Annotated in this window: 14 protein-coding genes and 1 pseudogene; 10 read left to right on the top strand and 5 right to left on the bottom strand. The window is 42.0% G+C overall.

Annotated features, from left to right (window positions below; genetic code table 11):
• Nucleotides 1–368 precede the first annotated feature (368 nt).
• The 4 genes from ABIN91_RS05030 to mobC all read left to right on the top strand — a co-directional run bounded on the left by ABIN91_RS05030 (nucleotide 369) and on the right by mobC (nucleotide 4,491).
• Nucleotides 369–524: a hypothetical protein gene (locus ABIN91_RS05030; RefSeq protein WP_348049119.1), complete on the top strand. Its 156-nt coding sequence runs from the start codon at nucleotides 369–371 to the stop codon at nucleotides 522–524.
• 190 nt (nucleotides 525–714) lie between these two features.
• Nucleotides 715–1,125, top strand: a complete 411-nt coding sequence (locus ABIN91_RS05025) for a mobilization protein (protein WP_348049117.1) — start codon at nucleotides 715–717, stop codon at nucleotides 1,123–1,125.
• Entirely contained in the window at nucleotides 1,107–2,372 is a 1,266-nt protein-coding gene (locus ABIN91_RS05020; protein WP_348049115.1) for a relaxase/mobilization nuclease domain-containing protein, read from the top strand. Before ABIN91_RS05025 ends, ABIN91_RS05020 begins: the two co-directional genes overlap by 19 nt.
• A gap of 31 nt (nucleotides 2,373–2,403) precedes the next feature.
• Nucleotides 2,404–4,491, top strand: coding sequence for a conjugal transfer protein MobC (gene mobC / locus ABIN91_RS05015; RefSeq protein ID WP_348049113.1), 2,088 nt, complete (start codon nucleotides 2,404–2,406; stop codon nucleotides 4,489–4,491).
• A gap of 20 nt (nucleotides 4,492–4,511) precedes the next feature.
• Here the strand turns inward: mobC and ABIN91_RS05010 are convergent, their stop codons facing one another.
• Nucleotides 4,512–4,742 (bottom strand): helix-turn-helix transcriptional regulator, encoded by a 231-nt coding sequence (locus ABIN91_RS05010; RefSeq protein WP_348049111.1) that lies wholly within the window; start codon nucleotides 4,740–4,742, stop codon nucleotides 4,512–4,514.
• A gap of 349 nt (nucleotides 4,743–5,091) precedes the next feature.
• Between ABIN91_RS05010 and ABIN91_RS05005 the strand changes: the two genes are divergently transcribed.
• Nucleotides 5,092–8,982: a hypothetical protein gene (locus tag ABIN91_RS05005; RefSeq protein ID WP_348049109.1), complete on the top strand. Its 3,891-nt coding sequence runs from the start codon at nucleotides 5,092–5,094 to the stop codon at nucleotides 8,980–8,982.
• Here ABIN91_RS05005 and ABIN91_RS05000 read toward each other — a convergent pair whose 3' ends face one another.
• Nucleotides 8,983–9,240: a hypothetical protein gene (locus ABIN91_RS05000; protein WP_348049107.1), complete on the bottom strand. Its 258-nt coding sequence runs from the start codon at nucleotides 9,238–9,240 to the stop codon at nucleotides 8,983–8,985.
• Nucleotides 9,227–9,514, bottom strand: coding sequence for a hypothetical protein (locus ABIN91_RS04995; RefSeq protein WP_348049105.1), 288 nt, complete (start codon nucleotides 9,512–9,514; stop codon nucleotides 9,227–9,229). Before ABIN91_RS04995 ends, ABIN91_RS05000 begins: the two co-directional genes overlap by 14 nt.
• Nucleotides 9,515–9,759: 245 nt before the next feature.
• Here ABIN91_RS04995 and ABIN91_RS04990 point away from each other — a divergent pair.
• Nucleotides 9,760–10,320: pseudogene (locus tag ABIN91_RS04990) on the top strand (type IV secretory system conjugative DNA transfer family protein); the annotation flags it as partial.
• Nucleotides 10,321–10,451: 131 nt separating this feature from the next.
• Here ABIN91_RS04990 and ABIN91_RS04985 read toward each other — a convergent pair.
• Nucleotides 10,452–10,850, bottom strand: coding sequence for a helix-turn-helix transcriptional regulator (locus tag ABIN91_RS04985; RefSeq protein ID WP_348049103.1), 399 nt, complete (start codon nucleotides 10,848–10,850; stop codon nucleotides 10,452–10,454).
• Between the two features lie 433 nt (nucleotides 10,851–11,283).
• Here ABIN91_RS04985 and ABIN91_RS04980 point away from each other — a divergent pair, with 433 nt between their 5' ends.
• Nucleotides 11,284–11,883 (top strand): sigma-70 family RNA polymerase sigma factor, encoded by a 600-nt coding sequence (locus tag ABIN91_RS04980; RefSeq protein WP_348049101.1) that lies wholly within the window; start codon nucleotides 11,284–11,286, stop codon nucleotides 11,881–11,883.
• A gap of 166 nt (nucleotides 11,884–12,049) precedes the next feature.
• Nucleotides 12,050–13,339 (top strand): hypothetical protein, encoded by a 1,290-nt coding sequence (locus ABIN91_RS04975; protein WP_348049099.1) that lies wholly within the window; start codon nucleotides 12,050–12,052, stop codon nucleotides 13,337–13,339.
• 136 nt (nucleotides 13,340–13,475) lie between these two features.
• On the opposite strand, the gene ABIN91_RS04970 is transcribed toward ABIN91_RS04975, so the two are convergent.
• Complete coding sequence (locus ABIN91_RS04970) at nucleotides 13,476–15,002, bottom strand: hypothetical protein (RefSeq protein WP_348049097.1); 1,527 nt, start codon at nucleotides 15,000–15,002, stop codon at nucleotides 13,476–13,478.
• 382 nt (nucleotides 15,003–15,384) lie between these two features.
• Between ABIN91_RS04970 and ABIN91_RS04965 the strand changes: the two genes are divergently transcribed.
• A complete protein-coding gene (locus tag ABIN91_RS04965; protein ID WP_348049095.1) occupies nucleotides 15,385–16,419 on the top strand; it encodes a FecR domain-containing protein in 1,035 nt (344 codons plus the stop codon).
• A 96-nt stretch (nucleotides 16,420–16,515) separates the two neighbouring features.
• Entirely contained in the window at nucleotides 16,516–17,877 is a 1,362-nt protein-coding gene (locus ABIN91_RS04960) for a TlpA family protein disulfide reductase (protein ID WP_348049093.1), read from the top strand.
• Nucleotides 17,878–17,884 lie beyond the last annotated feature (7 nt).

Genomic DNA, 17,884 nt, shown 5'->3' with positions numbered 1-17,884 from the left:
CTGCTTCCTGCTGATTGATCGTTATTTCGTTCTTATTCAGGGTTGTTATGACCTTTTCTGCAGTAACACCTCTTTGTTCATTTAGCATTGCTATTCTCTTTTGCTTTTCAAAGCAAAAGAATATAAAACAGTAGCCATGTGTGCTAAGTCATTTTAACCTTTGATAGTTTTTCTGTAAGTCCCTATTGAACAGTAAAATACAAAAAAATCCCCTGCTTAATTTAATAATGCATACCATGTTAAATCTAACTCATGTCTCCTTGTTGTCTGTAGTTCAGGTATTTAGGTAAAATCTTTCTGGCGGGAGGTAGACTGCCATTCGTTATGCGTGATGCCGGCGAATTTTGTCCTATCAAATTCAACAAGCTATGATACGCAACACCGTCATTAAACAAAACACCTGCAAGCGGTTCAGTCCGCAGGTCAAAAAAATCAGGGAACAGCCACGCCACCAGATCAGGCGTTTACTCCGCTCATTCGAGCCATTAGAAACCTTTAAAGAAGCAAACAAGGCGAAGCCTTGAATTGCACCAATCAACAGTCCATTTTATAACAAATCACAGGCTCCGGTAAGCGGCCGATTAGGCGCTTTTGGCAATCGACAGATTGCAGCAAAGATGTACGTTTGTCCACAAACGGATCTTTGCTGCCTGCCGCAGGGGCTTACCGGGGTTCGGAACTCACCCCTTTAAGGAGCCTGAAAATACCTTGACTATGGAAACAACAAAAACAGGGAACAGTGATGAACGTTATACCTATCCGGTCAGGACACGGGTAACCGAAACCGTTTACAAGAGGTTGGAAAAGCTGATCGAAAAAGGCGATTGCCATAGTATTGGCGAGGTGAGCCGAAAGATCCTTTCTAATGAACAGATCAAAGTGTTCCACATGGACGCTTCGCTTAATACGGCTATGGAAGAACTGGCGCTTATCCGCAAAGAACTCAAAGCCATTGGCGTTAATATCAACCAGCTTACCAAAGCATTTCACAGTAACCCTAACGAAAATGCCAAAGCATTTTATGCGCTTAAAATCGCTGGTCGTTATGAAGTTGTAGGTACCAAGATAGATGCCTTATTAGTGATCGTATCCCAATTGGCAGAAAAATGGTTGCAAAGATCGTGAGCGGCAAGCAGATCAGGGGCATCCTGCATTATAATGAAAACAAGGTTACTGCGGGACAGGCGCAATTGATCATGGCCAGCGGTTTCGCAGGTGAGATCGACCGGATGAATTTCGATAACAAACTCAAACGTTTTGAAAACCTTACGATGCTGAACGAAAAAGTAAAAACCAATGCCCTGCATATCTCTCTGAACTTTGATGCCAGTGAAAAGCTGGATAATGCCCGGTTACAGGCCATAGCCAACGCTTACATGGATAAGATCGGCTTCGGTGACCAACCCTTTCTCGTTTACCGTCATGGGGATGCCGCACATACCCATGTTCATATCGCCACTACCAATATACAGCCAGGCGGCAAACGTATAGCCCTTCATAACATCGGCCTCCTCGTATCCGAACCGGCAAGAAAGCAGATCGAGCAGGAATTTAACCTGGTTCGTGCGGAAAGCAAAACGTTCAAGCAGCAGGCGGCCATTAAACCTGCCGATATTGAAAAGGCGGTCTATGGCCATCTTCCGACCAAACGGGCGATCAGCAACGTTGTAGGTGCAGTAATGAGCCAATACAAATACACTTCCTTAGCTGAATTTAACGCAGCATTAAAACAATTCAATGTCGTGGCCGACCGTGGTAAAGAAGATACGATGATGTTCCAAAAGAAAGGCTTGATTTATTCGCTGTTGGACAAAGACGGCAATAAGATAGGCGTACCCATTAAAGCCAGCGCTTTTTACAGTAAACCTACATTGGCTAACCTGGAAATGAATTTTATACCAAATGCCGAAAAACGTAGACCTTACCGGGACGGCCTGAAAGAAAATATTGAAAATGTATTCAAGGGTTATCACCAGCTGACCAAAGCCACTTTTATCGACGAATTACAGAAGCAGAACATTCAAGCGGTATTTCGCCAAAACGAACAGGGGCTGACTTATGGCTTAACCTTTATTGATAACACCAATAAAACTGTATTCAAAGGAAGTGACCTGGGTAAAGGCTATGGCGCGGGCGGATTGACAAAAAGGTTTGGAACGATGGACAAGCCGGTACAACAGGCAGCCAGAAGCTACATACAGCAGCCCCCTAAAACTAATTATCTGAACATCAGTGACAACGAACCCGAAATCAAATATCTCCAACCCGATGTCTTTGAACGTCAATTAATGACGCTCATGGGCAAAATCCAGGAAGACGGTGGCCCGCTTACACCACGGAGGAAAAAGAAAAAGCGGGGTATAGGATTATAAACAAATATCATCATTAAATAACGGAGGGCTTATGCAAACCGGCGAAGACACACAGGGACTACGCAGGATCATCGACTTTACGCGGTTGATCAGCATTTTTATTTTGGCAATACATTTTTATATCACCTGTTTTGCGGCATTTCAGGAATGGCACTGGACAGCGGATATTACGACCAGGATCATTACCAATATTGCCAAAACAGGTTTGTTTAATAACATATGGAAGCCTAAACTGGCCGCCCTGATCATGTTATTGGTTTCTTTAATCGGTGCCAAAGGCAAAAAAGAGGAAAAGATCGATAAGCGGGGCATAACCGTTTATTTAACCAGTGGTCTGTTGCTTTATTTGATCAGCACGTTGTCTTTTTATCTGGTTGCATCGGCGGCGACTATTGCCGTTTTATATATCGGCATTTCAGTCACGGGGTACTTATTAATATTGACAGGTGGTACGCTCTTATCCCGCCTCATCAAAGTTGGCCTGCAAAACGACATTTTCAATACAGAAAACGAAACCTTTCCGCAGGAAGAAAGGTTGTTGCAAAACGAATATTCCATCAACCTCCCGGCCATCTACCAACTGAAGAAGCAAATGCGTAAAAGCTGGGTCAATTTTATCAATCCCTTTCGGGGTTTACTGGTCATCGGTACACCGGGCGCGGGTAAATCCTATTTTGTCATCCGGCATATCATTACCCAACATATAAAAAAGGGCTTTACCATGTTTCTTTATGATTTTAAGTATGACGATTTGACGAAAATCGCTTATAATACTTTACGGAACAATACAGATACTTACAAAATAAAGCCCAAATTCTATGTTATCAATTTTGATGACCTGTCACGCACGCACCGTTGTAACCCGCTTGATCCGCAAAGCATGGAAGATATTACCGATGCAACGGAAGCAGCCCGAACCATTATGTTGGGATTGAACCGCGACTGGATCAAGAAACAGGGTGACTTTTTCGTCGAATCACCCATTAACTTTTTAACAGCGATCATCTGGTATTTAAAAAAATATAAAAATGGCCGGTATTGCACGCTGCCTCATGTCATAGAATTGATGCAGGCCGATTATGATCCGCTCTTTGGCGTGTTACAGGAACAGGAGGAAATTAAGGTGCTCATTAATCCTTTTGTATCTGCCTTTAAAAACAATGCAAAAGAACAATTGGAGGGTCAAATTGCCTCCGCAAAAATTGGTTTGGCCCGTTTAGCTTCTCCTCAATTGTATTATGTGCTGTCCGGTAATGATTTTACTTTAGATGTGAACAACCCGAACGAGCCTAAAATCGTCAGCATGGGCAATAATCCACAAAAGCTACAGGTTTATGGCGCGGTATTATCCTTATATATTTCAAGGGTGATTAAGCTGGTTAACCGCCGGAACCAGCAGAAATGCAGCTTAATCTTCGATGAATTTCCAACCATTTATTTCAATAACATGGATAGCCTGATCGCTACGGCGCGATCCAATAAGGTAGCGACCACATTAGCCGTGCAGGATTATAGCCAGTTAAAGAAAGATTATGGCCGCGAACAGGCAGAGGTGATTATGAATATCGTGGGTAACGTGATTAGCGGGCAAGTAACCGGGGATACCGCTAAACAGCTTTCCGAGCGTTTCGGTAAGATCATGCAGGATCGAACAAGTCTTTCGATCAACAGCGACGATACTTCAACCAGTAAATCTTTGCAATTGGAATACGCCGTACCAGCGTCCAAAATATCAGCTTTATCATCAGGGCAGTTTGTAGGTATGGTAGCGGATGATCCTGATAATAAAATTCAGCTTAAAGTCTTTCATAACGAAATACAGAATGACCACGAGGCTATAAAGCAAGAAGAAAAGGCGTACCGGCCGATTCCGGTTATCCAGGAAGTAGCCGCAATAACAATTCAGGAAAACTATATCAAGATTAAAGACGACATCAAGCAACTGCTGTTAGAGGAACTGACTATCGTAAACACAAGAAACCAGGCATTAGAAATAGCGACAAAAACCGATGAGGCCGACAACCAGGTGTCCGCACCTACGCCAGTACACCAAAACGAACAGGCGATCACTCAGAAGCCTGGTGAAGATGACAGAAACGGACAAGCGTTGTCTATGTAGTTAAATTTAAACAAGTACCGTTAAGCTTTAAAATTCAAAAGTTCCATTGGCTCGACCTCCAATGCCTTAGCCAGCTCAATCAACGTAATAACAGTGATGTTAACTTTCCCGCTTTCAATCTTTTGAATATCACTAAAATCAACATTACAGCGCAGCGCCATTTTTCGAAAAGTCAACTTTTTGGCAAGCCTCAATGTTTTAAGCCGGTCTCCCAATTGCTTTAATGTTATCTTATCAGAACCCTTGATCATTATTACCGTCTATAATCAGGGAAGTTGGAATATTAAAATCTGATAAACGTTGGGTAGTTAGCCCACAATTTTGGAATTAAAACAACCTTAATCATCATGTCACACATTCTCCTGGCTTTGTCCTAATTCCACTTTTCTCTATAATCCGCCATATTCATCAGAACAATGATCGGACTACTTATTAAAAAAATTACTGCACCTGGTAGGTTATGGCAGCAAGATTTAAATCCCGTATTCACAACGTCGATGTTAGCGTTTTGTAATACTGAATAATTCGACTTCTATTTACCGACTCAGGATAATTTTTATACCTTTAAATTTAATTATTTTTAACCGCTTATCCTTTTAGATGTCTGTTACTGAAAATGGCCCCGAGGGCTATGATTACCAATACCTGGCTAGCTTTTACGTAATCCTGCATTTCTGGAAGCAGGGAACTTTAACCGCTGTTTATATTGATCGGCTGGGCAGCGAAGACCTCACGCTGGCGATCAGAGATTCTAAGGGGCAACAAAAAGCAATAGAAGCCCAGTTCAAGAACCGGGGTTCCTCGTTTGATGATGACATTTTCAATAGCTGTATTACTAAATTTAGCGCCTTTAAAAGCGACGCTACCATCCTTTCAAGATTACAGGATGGCTCCGCAGGCCACTTTTTTATCCTGACATCCGCAGTCGTATCCGGTATTGCTTCCCGGATACATGTAGCAGCCAGGCCTTATACTTTTGAGAAAAGCACCGGGAAAAATGACAGGAATGATCTCCAATTGCTGATTGATAACCTGGACAAGGACTTTTCAATTGTAAAAACAAACAATCAAAAGGAACGGAAAAAATTCTTAGAAAATCAGCGGCTGACACTCACAACAAAAACAATGGCCGATTTGCTGGAGCGGGTTACATTGATTGACCGGCTTACCAAAAAAGACATTATCCGCATCATCGGTTCCTACCTGACAGAGCATTTGGTGCCGGTTTCGGCACAGCGTTCTGTTATACTGGAGTACCTGGAGCTGATCAGGGAAAAACGCGGAAAAGGTACAGACCTGCTTCCTGACCTGGAAAGACTGGTAGCTGCCAATAGTAAGAACCTGCCCATTCGGGATCCTAATTATCGTCTGCGGGGGGATGAACCCAGCTTCATCCGTGAGCTGACCCAAAAAAATGTATTGTTGCTGACCGGCCTCCAGCTTTGCGGAAAAACACAAACGGCCATTTATACGGCACTGAAAGTTATTGAGAGCGACCGGTCAATTGAATATTACGCGACAACTGATACCAGGGCTGCAGAACAATTCCTGTACAGTAAAGAATTTGGGGCAAGGCTATGTTATCTGGAGGACCCCATTAATGCAGATCACTCCGGCGGTAAAACCGGTCAATACAGATTGCTGCAATCATTGATACAGAACCTGCCTGCCGGGCAGCAGCGGTATTTAATTGCCACTGCTCCAGAAGAAGATGTGCGCCATCTGAATGCCGGTGGTTATTTGAATGACCAAACCTGGCAGGATCTTACTATTGATAAACCGTCATTTCTAAATGATCTATGGGATGGCCTGGCAGTTGCCCGGTCTGTTCCGCAACAAATCAGTAACCTTACAAAAAAGTTGCTCTCTAATTCCGGTCGGACCGAAAAAATACAGCCGGGGCAGCTGGATTTCCTGAGCCGTAACTATCAACAGTTAAATCCGGTCAACCCGGAAGCATTGTTGCATTTCATCAACTTCAGGGCAAGTACCCTTACAGAGTCTATACTGAGAGAAAGCGAAGCGGTAACAGAAGCTATACAGGTAATGGCTGCCACCAGCAATACCCGTATGGGGATAAACGATCAAGACCTTCAGTACTTCAGTGATGACCGGCAGGATTACTGGCCCGGAGTCAATATTGATAAGATAAGATTTTCCGGGGGGACACTATTCGGGACAAAAAAGGTGCCCGTTCATACTATTAAAACATATGAGGAATTGCCGCCGGTCAGGCCACAGCTTGAAAATGGTCTGGGCAAACTGATTGATTATGGATATATAGAATATCAGCAAGGACATTACCAGTTTAAGCACCCGATCTACCGGGAGGCGGCGCGGAGTGTACTGCTTGCGGGTAATCCAATACGTTTCAAAAAGGCTATTTCTTATTTACGAAAAGGTATAGCCTGTTTAAATGTCCATGTTGCTTTGCAAGCCGCCCGCAACTTACTGTTTATAGCCAATTCCTGTACGCAAAAGGGTGACCGGGATTCGCTCATTTCAATTGGTGCTACCGGTCTTTCATCTACATTCGTCAGCGTGCGTGACCAGTCCCTGCTCTTGCTGATCAGCCAGTTTGGAAATCTTGCTGCGGATTTGCAGGAGCAGGTCCGTAAAGAAATTCAAAAACGGAGCCAAAGCCAGTCGGGATCGTATGTCTGGCAGAATGATATTGCTTTTATACCAGATGTAAAATACCTGGAAAGAGATTTTGATCATGCTTATCTAAATCGCCGCCAAACACTCCGGGAATGGAAAACATTCAGGGAGAGCGAAACACAACCCGATGCCTACCATGCATGGCACATTTTAAAATCACTGGATCAGGCAGTGCGTGCCCGGAAGCAACGTATTGCCTATGAAATTGTTTCCTTACGCAGGTTCCTGGGTTATGATGAGGGTTTTATCCGGGGCAAAGCAGCCTATCTACTGGCGGCCAGTGCTACCGATACGGATGTAAATCTGGTCAAAGAGCTGTTTGCAGAAGACGACCCGCTGGTCAATTATCAATTGATCAAGGGCTTGTTTCGATCCTGGCCCTATTTTAAATCGGCAGCGATCAAGGAGGATATGAAGCAATTTATGATCCGTTCTTATGACAATCTTTTTATTGTGCTAAGCTCAATAGACCTGTTCTCTCAATTCAGCGCCGGTCACACGCAATATACATTTGACTGGATGTATGATATTGAAGATAGTATTGCACCGGATATGTGGTATTTATGGGGGGAACTGATGCCTGTGTTTTTTAAGCACCTGCCTGTTGTCGTCCATATTAATACCAGCCGTTTCACGATGACTTTCAGAGAAGCCCAGGTACCTGATGCCGCTTTGGTACTTATCCTGGACGCTTTTATTGCTTGGCTGCACGCACATATAAAAGACAAAGGGTATCATACGTCAATGGCAGATATTCCGATATGGTTTTTTTCGGAAAAGATAGATGCCATCCGGGGGGCCGACCGCCTGAACTTTATAAAGAAATTCCTGGCTATTGATAATAAAGTATTCCAGGCCACTTTCTGGCGATATGTTGTGGCGCAATGGGGAAAGCTGGGCACGGAGGAAACTACTTACCTCAAATCAGGGATACAAGGTACTTCAGAATTAATCCGCAGTGTTATACTCACGACTGCAGCGATACCTGACGACGTACAGCATGAAATGCTGGGCTTTTCTTTGGCCGGAAAGATTGCAAAGGAAATCGTAGAGCAGGTGCCGGAGCCTTTACTGCTTTGCAGCCTGGCTACATTATACCGGCTACCTCCTTTTAATGACCTTCCGTATAGAAACACCCCTGTCTGGAACGGGGTTTTAGCATATTTACTTGGACTCCCGGAACATAAAGGTTTTGATATCGCGTTGACCGTATTCTTTGATGATCTGTTGATCATGAGACATAACCGAAATGGAACCTGGAACAACCCGAAGCTGCTACTGGAACATATATTAAAAACAGGTACGGCTCTAACGAGAGAAACGGTGTTTACCAAATTACTGCTCGATCTGATGGGTACCAATACTTCCCACGCAAAAGTATATATGGACCTTTTATTTGCCTATTGCGATGAAGCAGAAATAGCCCGGTTTGGTGAAGAGACGGCTGCCAATATTGAAGCTATCTCCAATTCAAAAAACCTGTTCCGTTTGCCAGAGATGCTTTTTTTAGCCATACAGGATAAGATCACTTTCGACCTGATGATATTTAGAATGATCGGTAAAAACTGGATTGAAGGTATGAGTGTAGAAACCTTGGAACCCTTTTGTAAAATGACCGTGTTCGCCCTACAGCAGGATGGGGTTAAAACCCTCCAGGGAATTGATCTTTTCCGGACCTGGGCAAGGAAAAACAATACAGTTTTTACGGCTGAAGAAATGGAAATTGTCGAAGGTTATATGTTGCGCATCCAGGAAAAAGCAATGGCGCAAAACCTTGCAAAAGAGGATGCATATGAAAAACGGTTCCGGGAAATGGTGGAGCACTACTAGCTACTCACCATTAAAAGGTTTGTACAAGTGATGTTTGTAACGAAAATAGGCAATATACTCCCGTTTTTGTTCAGGGTTAAGTCGTTCATACATTGCGCTTACATGTGTTCGGAAGTCCATGAAATCACGGTAAAAACCATTCTTTTCCGCTGGGTCTATTAATCCTTCGTCAATCATCAGTTGGATCAGGCCGACGATAGATTGAAAAGCTAATAGATTGTATACCGGATGACATTCAAAATACTCATTTCTTTTCATAATGAAGCGTTTTGAACGGCGGGAAAACTACTTCCCCGTAGCTGATATTAAATTTCCTGTCTATAAACTCTAAATCCTCGATGGCTTCCACAAGCTGGCGGACCTCAAAAAGATGTTCCGGCCATTCCTTCCCCTTTTTACTGAGTTTGTAATAATGATCTTTGCCTGCATACCAGGCCTCCATGCGTTCTAATTCAAGCCGCATTTCATGCGCTGCTTTTTTTACGGTTACGATGGCTTTATGAAAATGGTTTAGGTTTTTAATTCTCGCCATATTAAAATAATGTCATAAGTTTTTATACGGTAAAAAAAATACTTTTGTTGGCTAGTTGACCAACAAAAGTATTAACAAAAACAAATATATTAAAGGGGGAAAATCGGCATTTTCTATAGATATCTTTTGTCTGCTTCTTATCTTGTAGCTTTTTATAGGCATGCACGAACAGTAAATAAGCGTATCTCTGGTAAATTTCTGTAAAAGCAGCGTGATCGGACTCCCTCAATAGTTCAAAGAGTTCAGCCTCTGCAAAAAATGGTTTGGCCCGGTTAGCTTCACCGCAATTATACAATGTGCTGTCTGGTAATGATTTTACTTTAGATGTGAACAACCCGAATGAGCCTAAAATCGTCAGCATGGACAACAACCCGCAAAAGCTACAGGTTTATGGAGCGGTATTGACCTTATATATATCCAGGGTAATTAAACTGGTCAACCGCAGGAACCTGCCGAAATGCAGCTTGATCTTTGATGAATTTCCAACGATCTATTTTAATAACATGGATAGCCTGATCGCTACCTCCCGTTTCAATAAAAGTTGCGACCACGTTAGCGTACAGGATTACAGCCAGTTAAAGAAAGATTACGGGCGTGAACAGGCGGAGTTCATTGTGAATATTGTAGGTAATGTCATTAGCGAGCAGGTAACCGGGGATACCGCGAAACAGCTTTCCGAGCGTTTCGGCAGGATTATGCAGGACCGTACAAGTCTTTCGATCAACAGTGACGATACGTCGACCAGCAAGTCCCTGCAATTAGAATACGCCGTACCTGCTTCCAAAATCTCCGCTTTATCGTTGGGGCTGCGTCGGAAAAGAAAGTAAATCATGGGACAGCGCATACGGCTGATGAGAACGAGGGAAACCGGCAAGTAATGTCCCATTAAGAGGCTGACCAGCTTATTTGCAGATTCAAACTTGCTTATGAATATATTCTAAAGCTTTTTTTCCAGTAATTCCATGATCCTTTTATTCATTTCAACGACGTTATCTATTAAAGTTAAGATAGCTTGATTTTGCTTTTCATTTGTCGTTTGAAATGTATGAAAAGTGCTTAGAATAGGTGAATTATGGACATTTTCAAAAAAGTGTCCCTCAGATGTAGATAATAATTGAATAGGGTCTATGTTAAAGACGACAGCTATTTTTTTTATAAACTCTACTGTAATATTAGTTTCCCCCCGTTCATATTTAGTGTAAGCAGCCTCACCTAATCCTAGTCTCTCAGCTACATCATTTGCCTTTAAACCGGCAATCTTGCGAGTCAAATAAATCTTACGACCAATTGTCTTATTGTCTAAATCCAAAAAAGGTGATTGTTCTTCCTGTTGCATGATAGAGTGCTTAAAAACTACTTTTAATTAAGATAAAACTACTAAAAATATTAGCTACCGAACGTAAAATTAACGATTTTGCTGGTATTTAAATAACTTAAAAATGAATAAGTGTAATCCGCTCAAAGTGGATTAGTATTAAAATATTAAATTTGCTGTACTTCTTTATATAAAAAAATATAAATAGAGGTAGCAGCTTGCGAGTCTCGTCCATCGAATCTGACAGTTTAGACACGAGAGTAAGTGAGCAACCCAATCCCTGCGCATAGCGATAGGGCTGGGTTCCGCTTGCATTTGTGTTATGCTATTACCGAAAGGTAATAGTAATAGGCTTTGTCAGAGCCTGATGGACAAATGATAGGTGGGCCCGGCCCTATTATTAAGCCCCATTCATGAGGCTCGTTATTGAAATTTCAATAAACAGAGCAACGGGATGGAATCAGGCGGCATAAATATTAACCTTTTAGTAGAGCAATTGCGGCAGGGAAGCGAAGTGGCGTTTACTTTTCTATACGATAAGTACAGCAAGCAGCTTCACGGGAATATATGCCGGTTGGTCAAGGATGAAGAAATCGCCCAGGAGTTATTGCAAGACCTGTTTATGACGATCTGGAAAGACCGGGAAAAATTGAATCCCGAAAAATCATTCAAATCTTATTTATACAAAGTGGCAGAGAACCTCGTTTATGCCTATTTCCGACAGATCGCCAAAAACAAACGTCTGATCGATAAGCTGATCCTGTCCGCTGTGGAATTTGACAGCAATGCAGAAGATATAATGATTGTCAAAGAAAACCATGACCTTCTAAAAAAGGCGATTGAAAACCTTTCACCTCAAAGGAAACAAATTTATACGCTATGCAAACTGGAAGGTAAAAGCTATGAAGAAGTAAGTAAGGAATTGAGTATAAGTACATCAACTATTCGAGATCACATTGTTAAAGCCAATAAAACGGTCAAACAGTATTTTTATTCAAATCAGAATCTGGCCCTTATGATAATAACAGCACACTTTTTGAGCCACCTAAAATAAATCTCCAATCACGCCACTTTATGATTTAGGCTCAGGCGAACTACGACAAGTACCGACGATTTGAAATATCGCGAAGTGTGATCACATTAGGTCTATCAACTGATTGAAAACAGTAGATCAAAATTGACTTTAAGATATTAGATTTGCGGATTCTGAATTTAACACAATGAGAGACTTTTCCTTAGACCTGAATGCCGAAAAAATACACTCCCCTAAAACAAAAGAATATTTTAACGAAGTAATAAAATCATATTATAACGAAAGCTACCGTTCTGCTATCGTTATGCTTTATTCCATAACGCTCGCTGACCTTTTATATAAACTAGAAGAATTGCAGGACTTATACAATGACACGGCAGCGAAAGATATCTTACTGGAAATAAAAAATACGCAGGCTAACAGCGGCAAATTATCCGAGTGGGAAAGCAGATTAGTGGAACTAGTGAATACCAAGACCAGTTTATTTGATACCGCCGATTATCAGCACTTCAAAAGCCTACAGGCTATTCGGAATCTTTGCGCGCATCCGGTAATGACAGATCATTACGAATTATATGAACCGAATCGTGAGACAACCAGGGCTTACATCCGTAATATGCTGGAAGGTATTTTGATCAAACCAGCACTGCTTTCAAAGAAGATCTTTAATGATTTTATGCAGAATCTGGCTGTAGTGAAAGCCTTTTTTGTGGACCCTGCACAATTGGAAATACATCTTAAAGCCAAATACTTTGATCGCTTCAATGAAAAAGTAAAAGCCGGCATTTTCAAATCACTTTGGAAAGTAGCTTTAAAAATCAATGACAACCTATCCAACGAGCATAGAGAGGTGACTAACCAGGCGCTGATCATCATGCTAAAGAATGACTATACAGCGTTAAGTAAAAAAATTGGTGAAGAAAAGGATTACTACAGCGATATTAATACAGACTTCATGAACCAGATCATTCAACTTTTCAATTGCTTTCCGAAAATTGGTGAACTGATGAATGAAAGTACTAAAATGATTCTTTCCAACAAACTGAATGAGTATGCTGATTTGGACGTACGTGCTTTTTACCGCACACCATCGATAGAGGAACATATGGAAAGAGTAGGTAAAATAGATGGAAACAGCGACTACGAGAGTAAGTATGTCACTACTGATGCAATCATGACGGTTTACCGGCAAGCTGTCCTTGAAGGAAAAAAGCAAAAAGGAAACAGCTTTTTAATTCAGATGTTCGCTGGCAGTTTCGGTTTTGACATGGCAGATAATCGTTTCACTGAATTGATCGAACCTTATTTGAAGGAGTTCAACTTGGAAGAATTGGAACTGGTTATAAAGGCCGTGAATGAAAATGGACAGATCTGTTCTCGGCGACGGGCAAGAACAGACAATTATTATATTAAAGAACGAGTACTGGAATTGGATAAAAAATACAGTTTTAACAAGTACCCAAATTTCTATCTGTAACAAATAAAATGATAAATGCGAATATCAATATGTAACGATATGGGCAACTCCGATATGACGGGAATGATCTACTATGAATCATCATAAGATGTATAAGCTAATCGTTTCTTGTAATCCGGCGCGGGTAAACGATAGCCTATTTCTTTTCCGGCCATTTTTTCAGTTCCTTAAAAAATAAAATAATAGTGACCAGCGAAGAAATAAAGCCGAGATAATAGATTGCATCGTTTTTGATAGTATTGAAATTCAATCGCCCGGTACCATCAAACCAGACCTCGCCTTTCGCATGAAACTTTACGATTTCATCTGGGCAGCTATCCTGCAGAGGAATGACTAGCGGTTCATTATACGCCTTAAAATCTGTCAGGTTTTTCAAACGGATATCTTTTTGAGGGTAAAGCCAGTAGGAGGATATGCCGAAGTTAATCCCCCCGCTGGTTTCATTGGATTCCAGCGAGGAGAGGTCCTTGCTATAAACAGCGATACCGTTGCAAGACGTGATTGTCGGCGCCCGCCAGCTCATCACTTCATAAGGTGCGCCGATCATTGCTTGAGGAGATTTAATAATCGGGTGACGGTGGTACCTTGCTACCAACTCCCGGTAGTCCGCATCTTCCATAACCGATGAGGTAAGAAGAAGATGGCCGTGGGTCGGGTAATAGAGGATGGCATGGTTAGGAATCAGCAGGTCTTTTAAATATTCAACGTATGCCCGATTGTGTAATATCCTTAACTGGGGCATCACTTTGAAGATCAGCAAAACGTCATGGGGCGAATCACCCTCTAATATTTGCCCGTTAATTTTAATGGTGCCTGAGGCGGTCATTACCTTAACTTCAGGACCGAAAACATCTACGGAAGGGTTTTCCCATTCTCCGCGCTGATCCCCGTGCGTATCGTATTCTTCGTCTATCTTAAATCCATAGTTATCCCGGTTATAGGGTTGCCTCAGTTTAGAGATGCTGATCCCCGCATCTTTGATGGGGGTCAGTGAAGCCGTTGCAAAAGTATCAGAGGTCATCACATTGAGCGTGTTTGACGTAGTAAACAGGGCAATGTTCTCCACTTTGGTAAAGATGCTGTCCTTTAAAACATTCGGCTTGTCTCTTGTATCTATAGCCGAGTCAAAGTGTATTTTCTTGGCAACTGAATAGAGGGATTGATGTCTAACGATCAAATACCTGACGCTATATTTCAACGATGGATTGTAACCCATATCATCAGAAGGCGAAAAGAAAATAAACTGGTTCAATGAGCCGGGCGATTGAAAGGCAGTGTCATTTACAGCCAAGTCAAATTCTTTGGTATAAAATTGCACGCCTCTATGTGGGCGTATCAAATAGCACCCGCACAAAGGGCTTATTCGGCTGTCAATGCTGTCTGCGTAATATTGATTGGTTCCAAAAGAAAAAGATACACTGTCGTTTAGTTGAATTTCAGCATAGATCTTATCCTTTTGACTGTAGTGGAATACACCGACCCCTGCGACAAGGATTAAGGTTACGGCTAAGGACCATAGGAATGGTTTAGAGAAGCGTTTGAAAATCGAAATTTTCACCGGTTTTTGAGGCTTGACGTCGGGAACTGGTTTTCGAACAGCCGGGGACGGTTGCACAACAGCTTTGATCGCTTTTTGACGCTGGTTCCTATGTTTATTGCTCAATGTGATCTGTTAAATAGGTTTTAAGCTCGCTACAAATAAGGTAAATATTACCCAATCTGTCCGTATAAAGATAAATGGTTTCAATAACTTTATCTAATTGATTTACAACCGTTAGAATTATTTTGATAGTTAACAATGTGGACCGCAGAAAATATTTTCTGCGGTCCATGTCTGAATTAAAATAAATCTGAATTTTTATAGGCTGCTATGTTAATGGACCGGGCTTTTTATAGGTTGGTGAAAAATTAATCACATGGTAGGTTTGTGCGCCATCATAAACGAAAAAAATGTGTCATTGCAAGCGAATTAAATAATTCACAATTATTTAATTTTCAGCAGACCTAAATTCATTTTGCTCCACAATAGGGTAAAAAGAAAGAACTTGAATAATCCATTGACCCTTGCTGCCCTTTTTGTCAAATACCTAAAAAATGAGTGCTCACCGGGTGAGATCAAACAGTTGCTGGCGTATTTTAATGAAAAACAAAACGAAGAAACCCTTCGCGAATTGATCCAGGCAGAGTTAGGAGCTACAGACCAGAACATTCGAAATCAGGCAAAGGCTGATGCGGCTGTTTTAAAAGTAAGGTCAACCCTCGTTCAGCAACTGAAAGAGAAACCGGCAATAAAAATAATTCAGTTTTCTAAGTGGCGAAGCTTAGCGGCTGCGGGCATATTTCTGATCGGCTCTGCAGCGTTCATAGCCAACCATTACTGGCATGGCATTGAACATTATATCCACCCAGTTAAAATAATGGAATTAACCACCATTAAGGGTCAACGCCGGATAATTACGCTTTCCGACGGCACCAAAATATGGCTGAGCCCTTCCAGCACTCTTGAATATCCGGATCAGTTAACAGGTAATTATCGGGAGGTAAAGCTGGAGGGCGAAGCTTTTTTTGAAGTGGCCAAAGACAAAAAACATCCGTTCGTTATTCATAGCGGGAGGATGGACACGCGGGTGGTCGGCACCTCTTTCATGATCCGGGCTTATAAGGAGCAATTAAAACCAGACGTTACCGTGGTTACCGGGATCGTAAAAGTATCTGTTATGCTGTCGCCGATGCAACAAGCGGAAGAAATCGTCCTTAAACCTAACCATCGCGGGGTATTTGATCAGCAAAAGGGATTGTTAACCTGCGAAGATTATCCGGGAGCCGGTCAAATGCTGAAAAGAAAAGACGGCATTTTAACTTATGACGGAGCGCCGGTGGAGGAAGTCGCCGCAGATTTTTCACGATACTATAACCTGCAAATTCAAATCGAAAATAAAGCTAAGAACTGTTTATGTTATGGAGAGTTTGATATGAACAAACCAATAAACATTACACTGGCACAACTGGCGGCGGCTATCAATGCCAGCGTTATCAAGCAAAAAGATAAATATATGATCAAAGGAGGTTGTGAAGAATGATGAATAAAACTATATCCCTGCCGGCATAAGGCAATGCGGATTCGCCCAAAACGGGCACCCTGTTTCGTGAAATTTTATAATTAATAAATAACTGCAATGAAGTTCAAAATCTGCTTTATGGCCATCCTATGGCCTATACTAAGCGCTATGGCACAACAATCAAGCCCTCTGAAATATCGTCCGCTTGCCATCGGCGATACGGTACCTGATATGGAGATCAGGCACCTCATTAACTATCCCACACAAACCATCCGCTTGTCTGATTTTAAGGGTAAGCTGCTCATCCTTGATTTTTGGGCAACCTGGTGTTCTCCATGCGTGGCTTCATTTCCTAAAATGGACAGCCTCCGAAAAGTATTTGGGAACAAGCTGTTCATTTTGCCGGTAACCGATCAGGATGAAAAGACGGTTAGTTCACTATTAACCAATATGCAAAAGGTTAAGGGGCTGCAAGGTTTCTCAGTGGTAAGGGATACTGTTTTAAGGGCTTTATTTAAACATTCTGAAATACCACATTACGTGTGGATCAATGAACGTGGCATTGTAAGCGCTGTAACTGATGGAGAGCAAGTCAACCAATCAAATATTCAAAAATTCTTAAATAAGGAACCGCTCACATTCGTCATGAAAAATGATGTAAAGAGGCGTTTCGATACTAAAAGGCCGTTAAATGCCGGAATAAATGCGATCAATGTTGAGGATATGATCAACTATCGTGCTCTTACCCGGCACGTTGAAGGATTTACGCCTTTTTTAAGTTTTAAAGCCCCTGCAGGTAAGCCTTATGAGATTTTGGGATTAAATATTTCGGCTCAAAGACTTTACCAGATGGCCTACGGGGAGTTCTGGCCGTCTTTTATGAATAATTTCAATAGAATGGTCATCGAATCCAAAGATTCTGTGTCGATTAAAGGCCCTTTGGGCAGGGAAACAGCGGGCCCCGAAGCATGGGGCCTTTGGATGAAGCAGAATACATATTGTTACCAACTTATAATTTCCCCACCTGATACCGGGAATATTTTCAGGTATATGCGTGAAGATTTAGACAGGCAATTCCCTACGTTACAGGCATCCATAGCGAAGAAAAAGGGCAAATCCATAGTGATGATTTCCTTAGATCGGGGAAAGCTGCCTCATACAAAGGGAGGCCAGCGGGAAGTGGCGGATAATAAATATAGTTTCCATTTACAAAATGCACCATGGGCATTCTTTCGCAGCAAGTTACAAACCTACTACCTGCAAACTTTGACTACTCCATTGATTGATGAAACCGGTATAAGCGGCAATGTCGATCTGGACGTCATCGCCAATATGTCCAATATTGCGGAACTACGCACCGCACTGCAAAAATATGGCATAGATATTATAGAGGCCGAGCGGGATATTGATATGATCGTTATTAAAGACCGCGCGGCATCCCAAGTCCCGCAAAAAGCTATAAATGTTAAGTTGCCTTAGCCTTACC

Origin of the sequence: Mucilaginibacter sp. (genome assembly GCF_039921305.1) — a bacterium.
GTDB lineage: Bacteria > Bacteroidota > Bacteroidia > Sphingobacteriales > Sphingobacteriaceae > Mucilaginibacter.
This window is presented reverse-complemented; position numbering and strand designations above follow the sequence as displayed.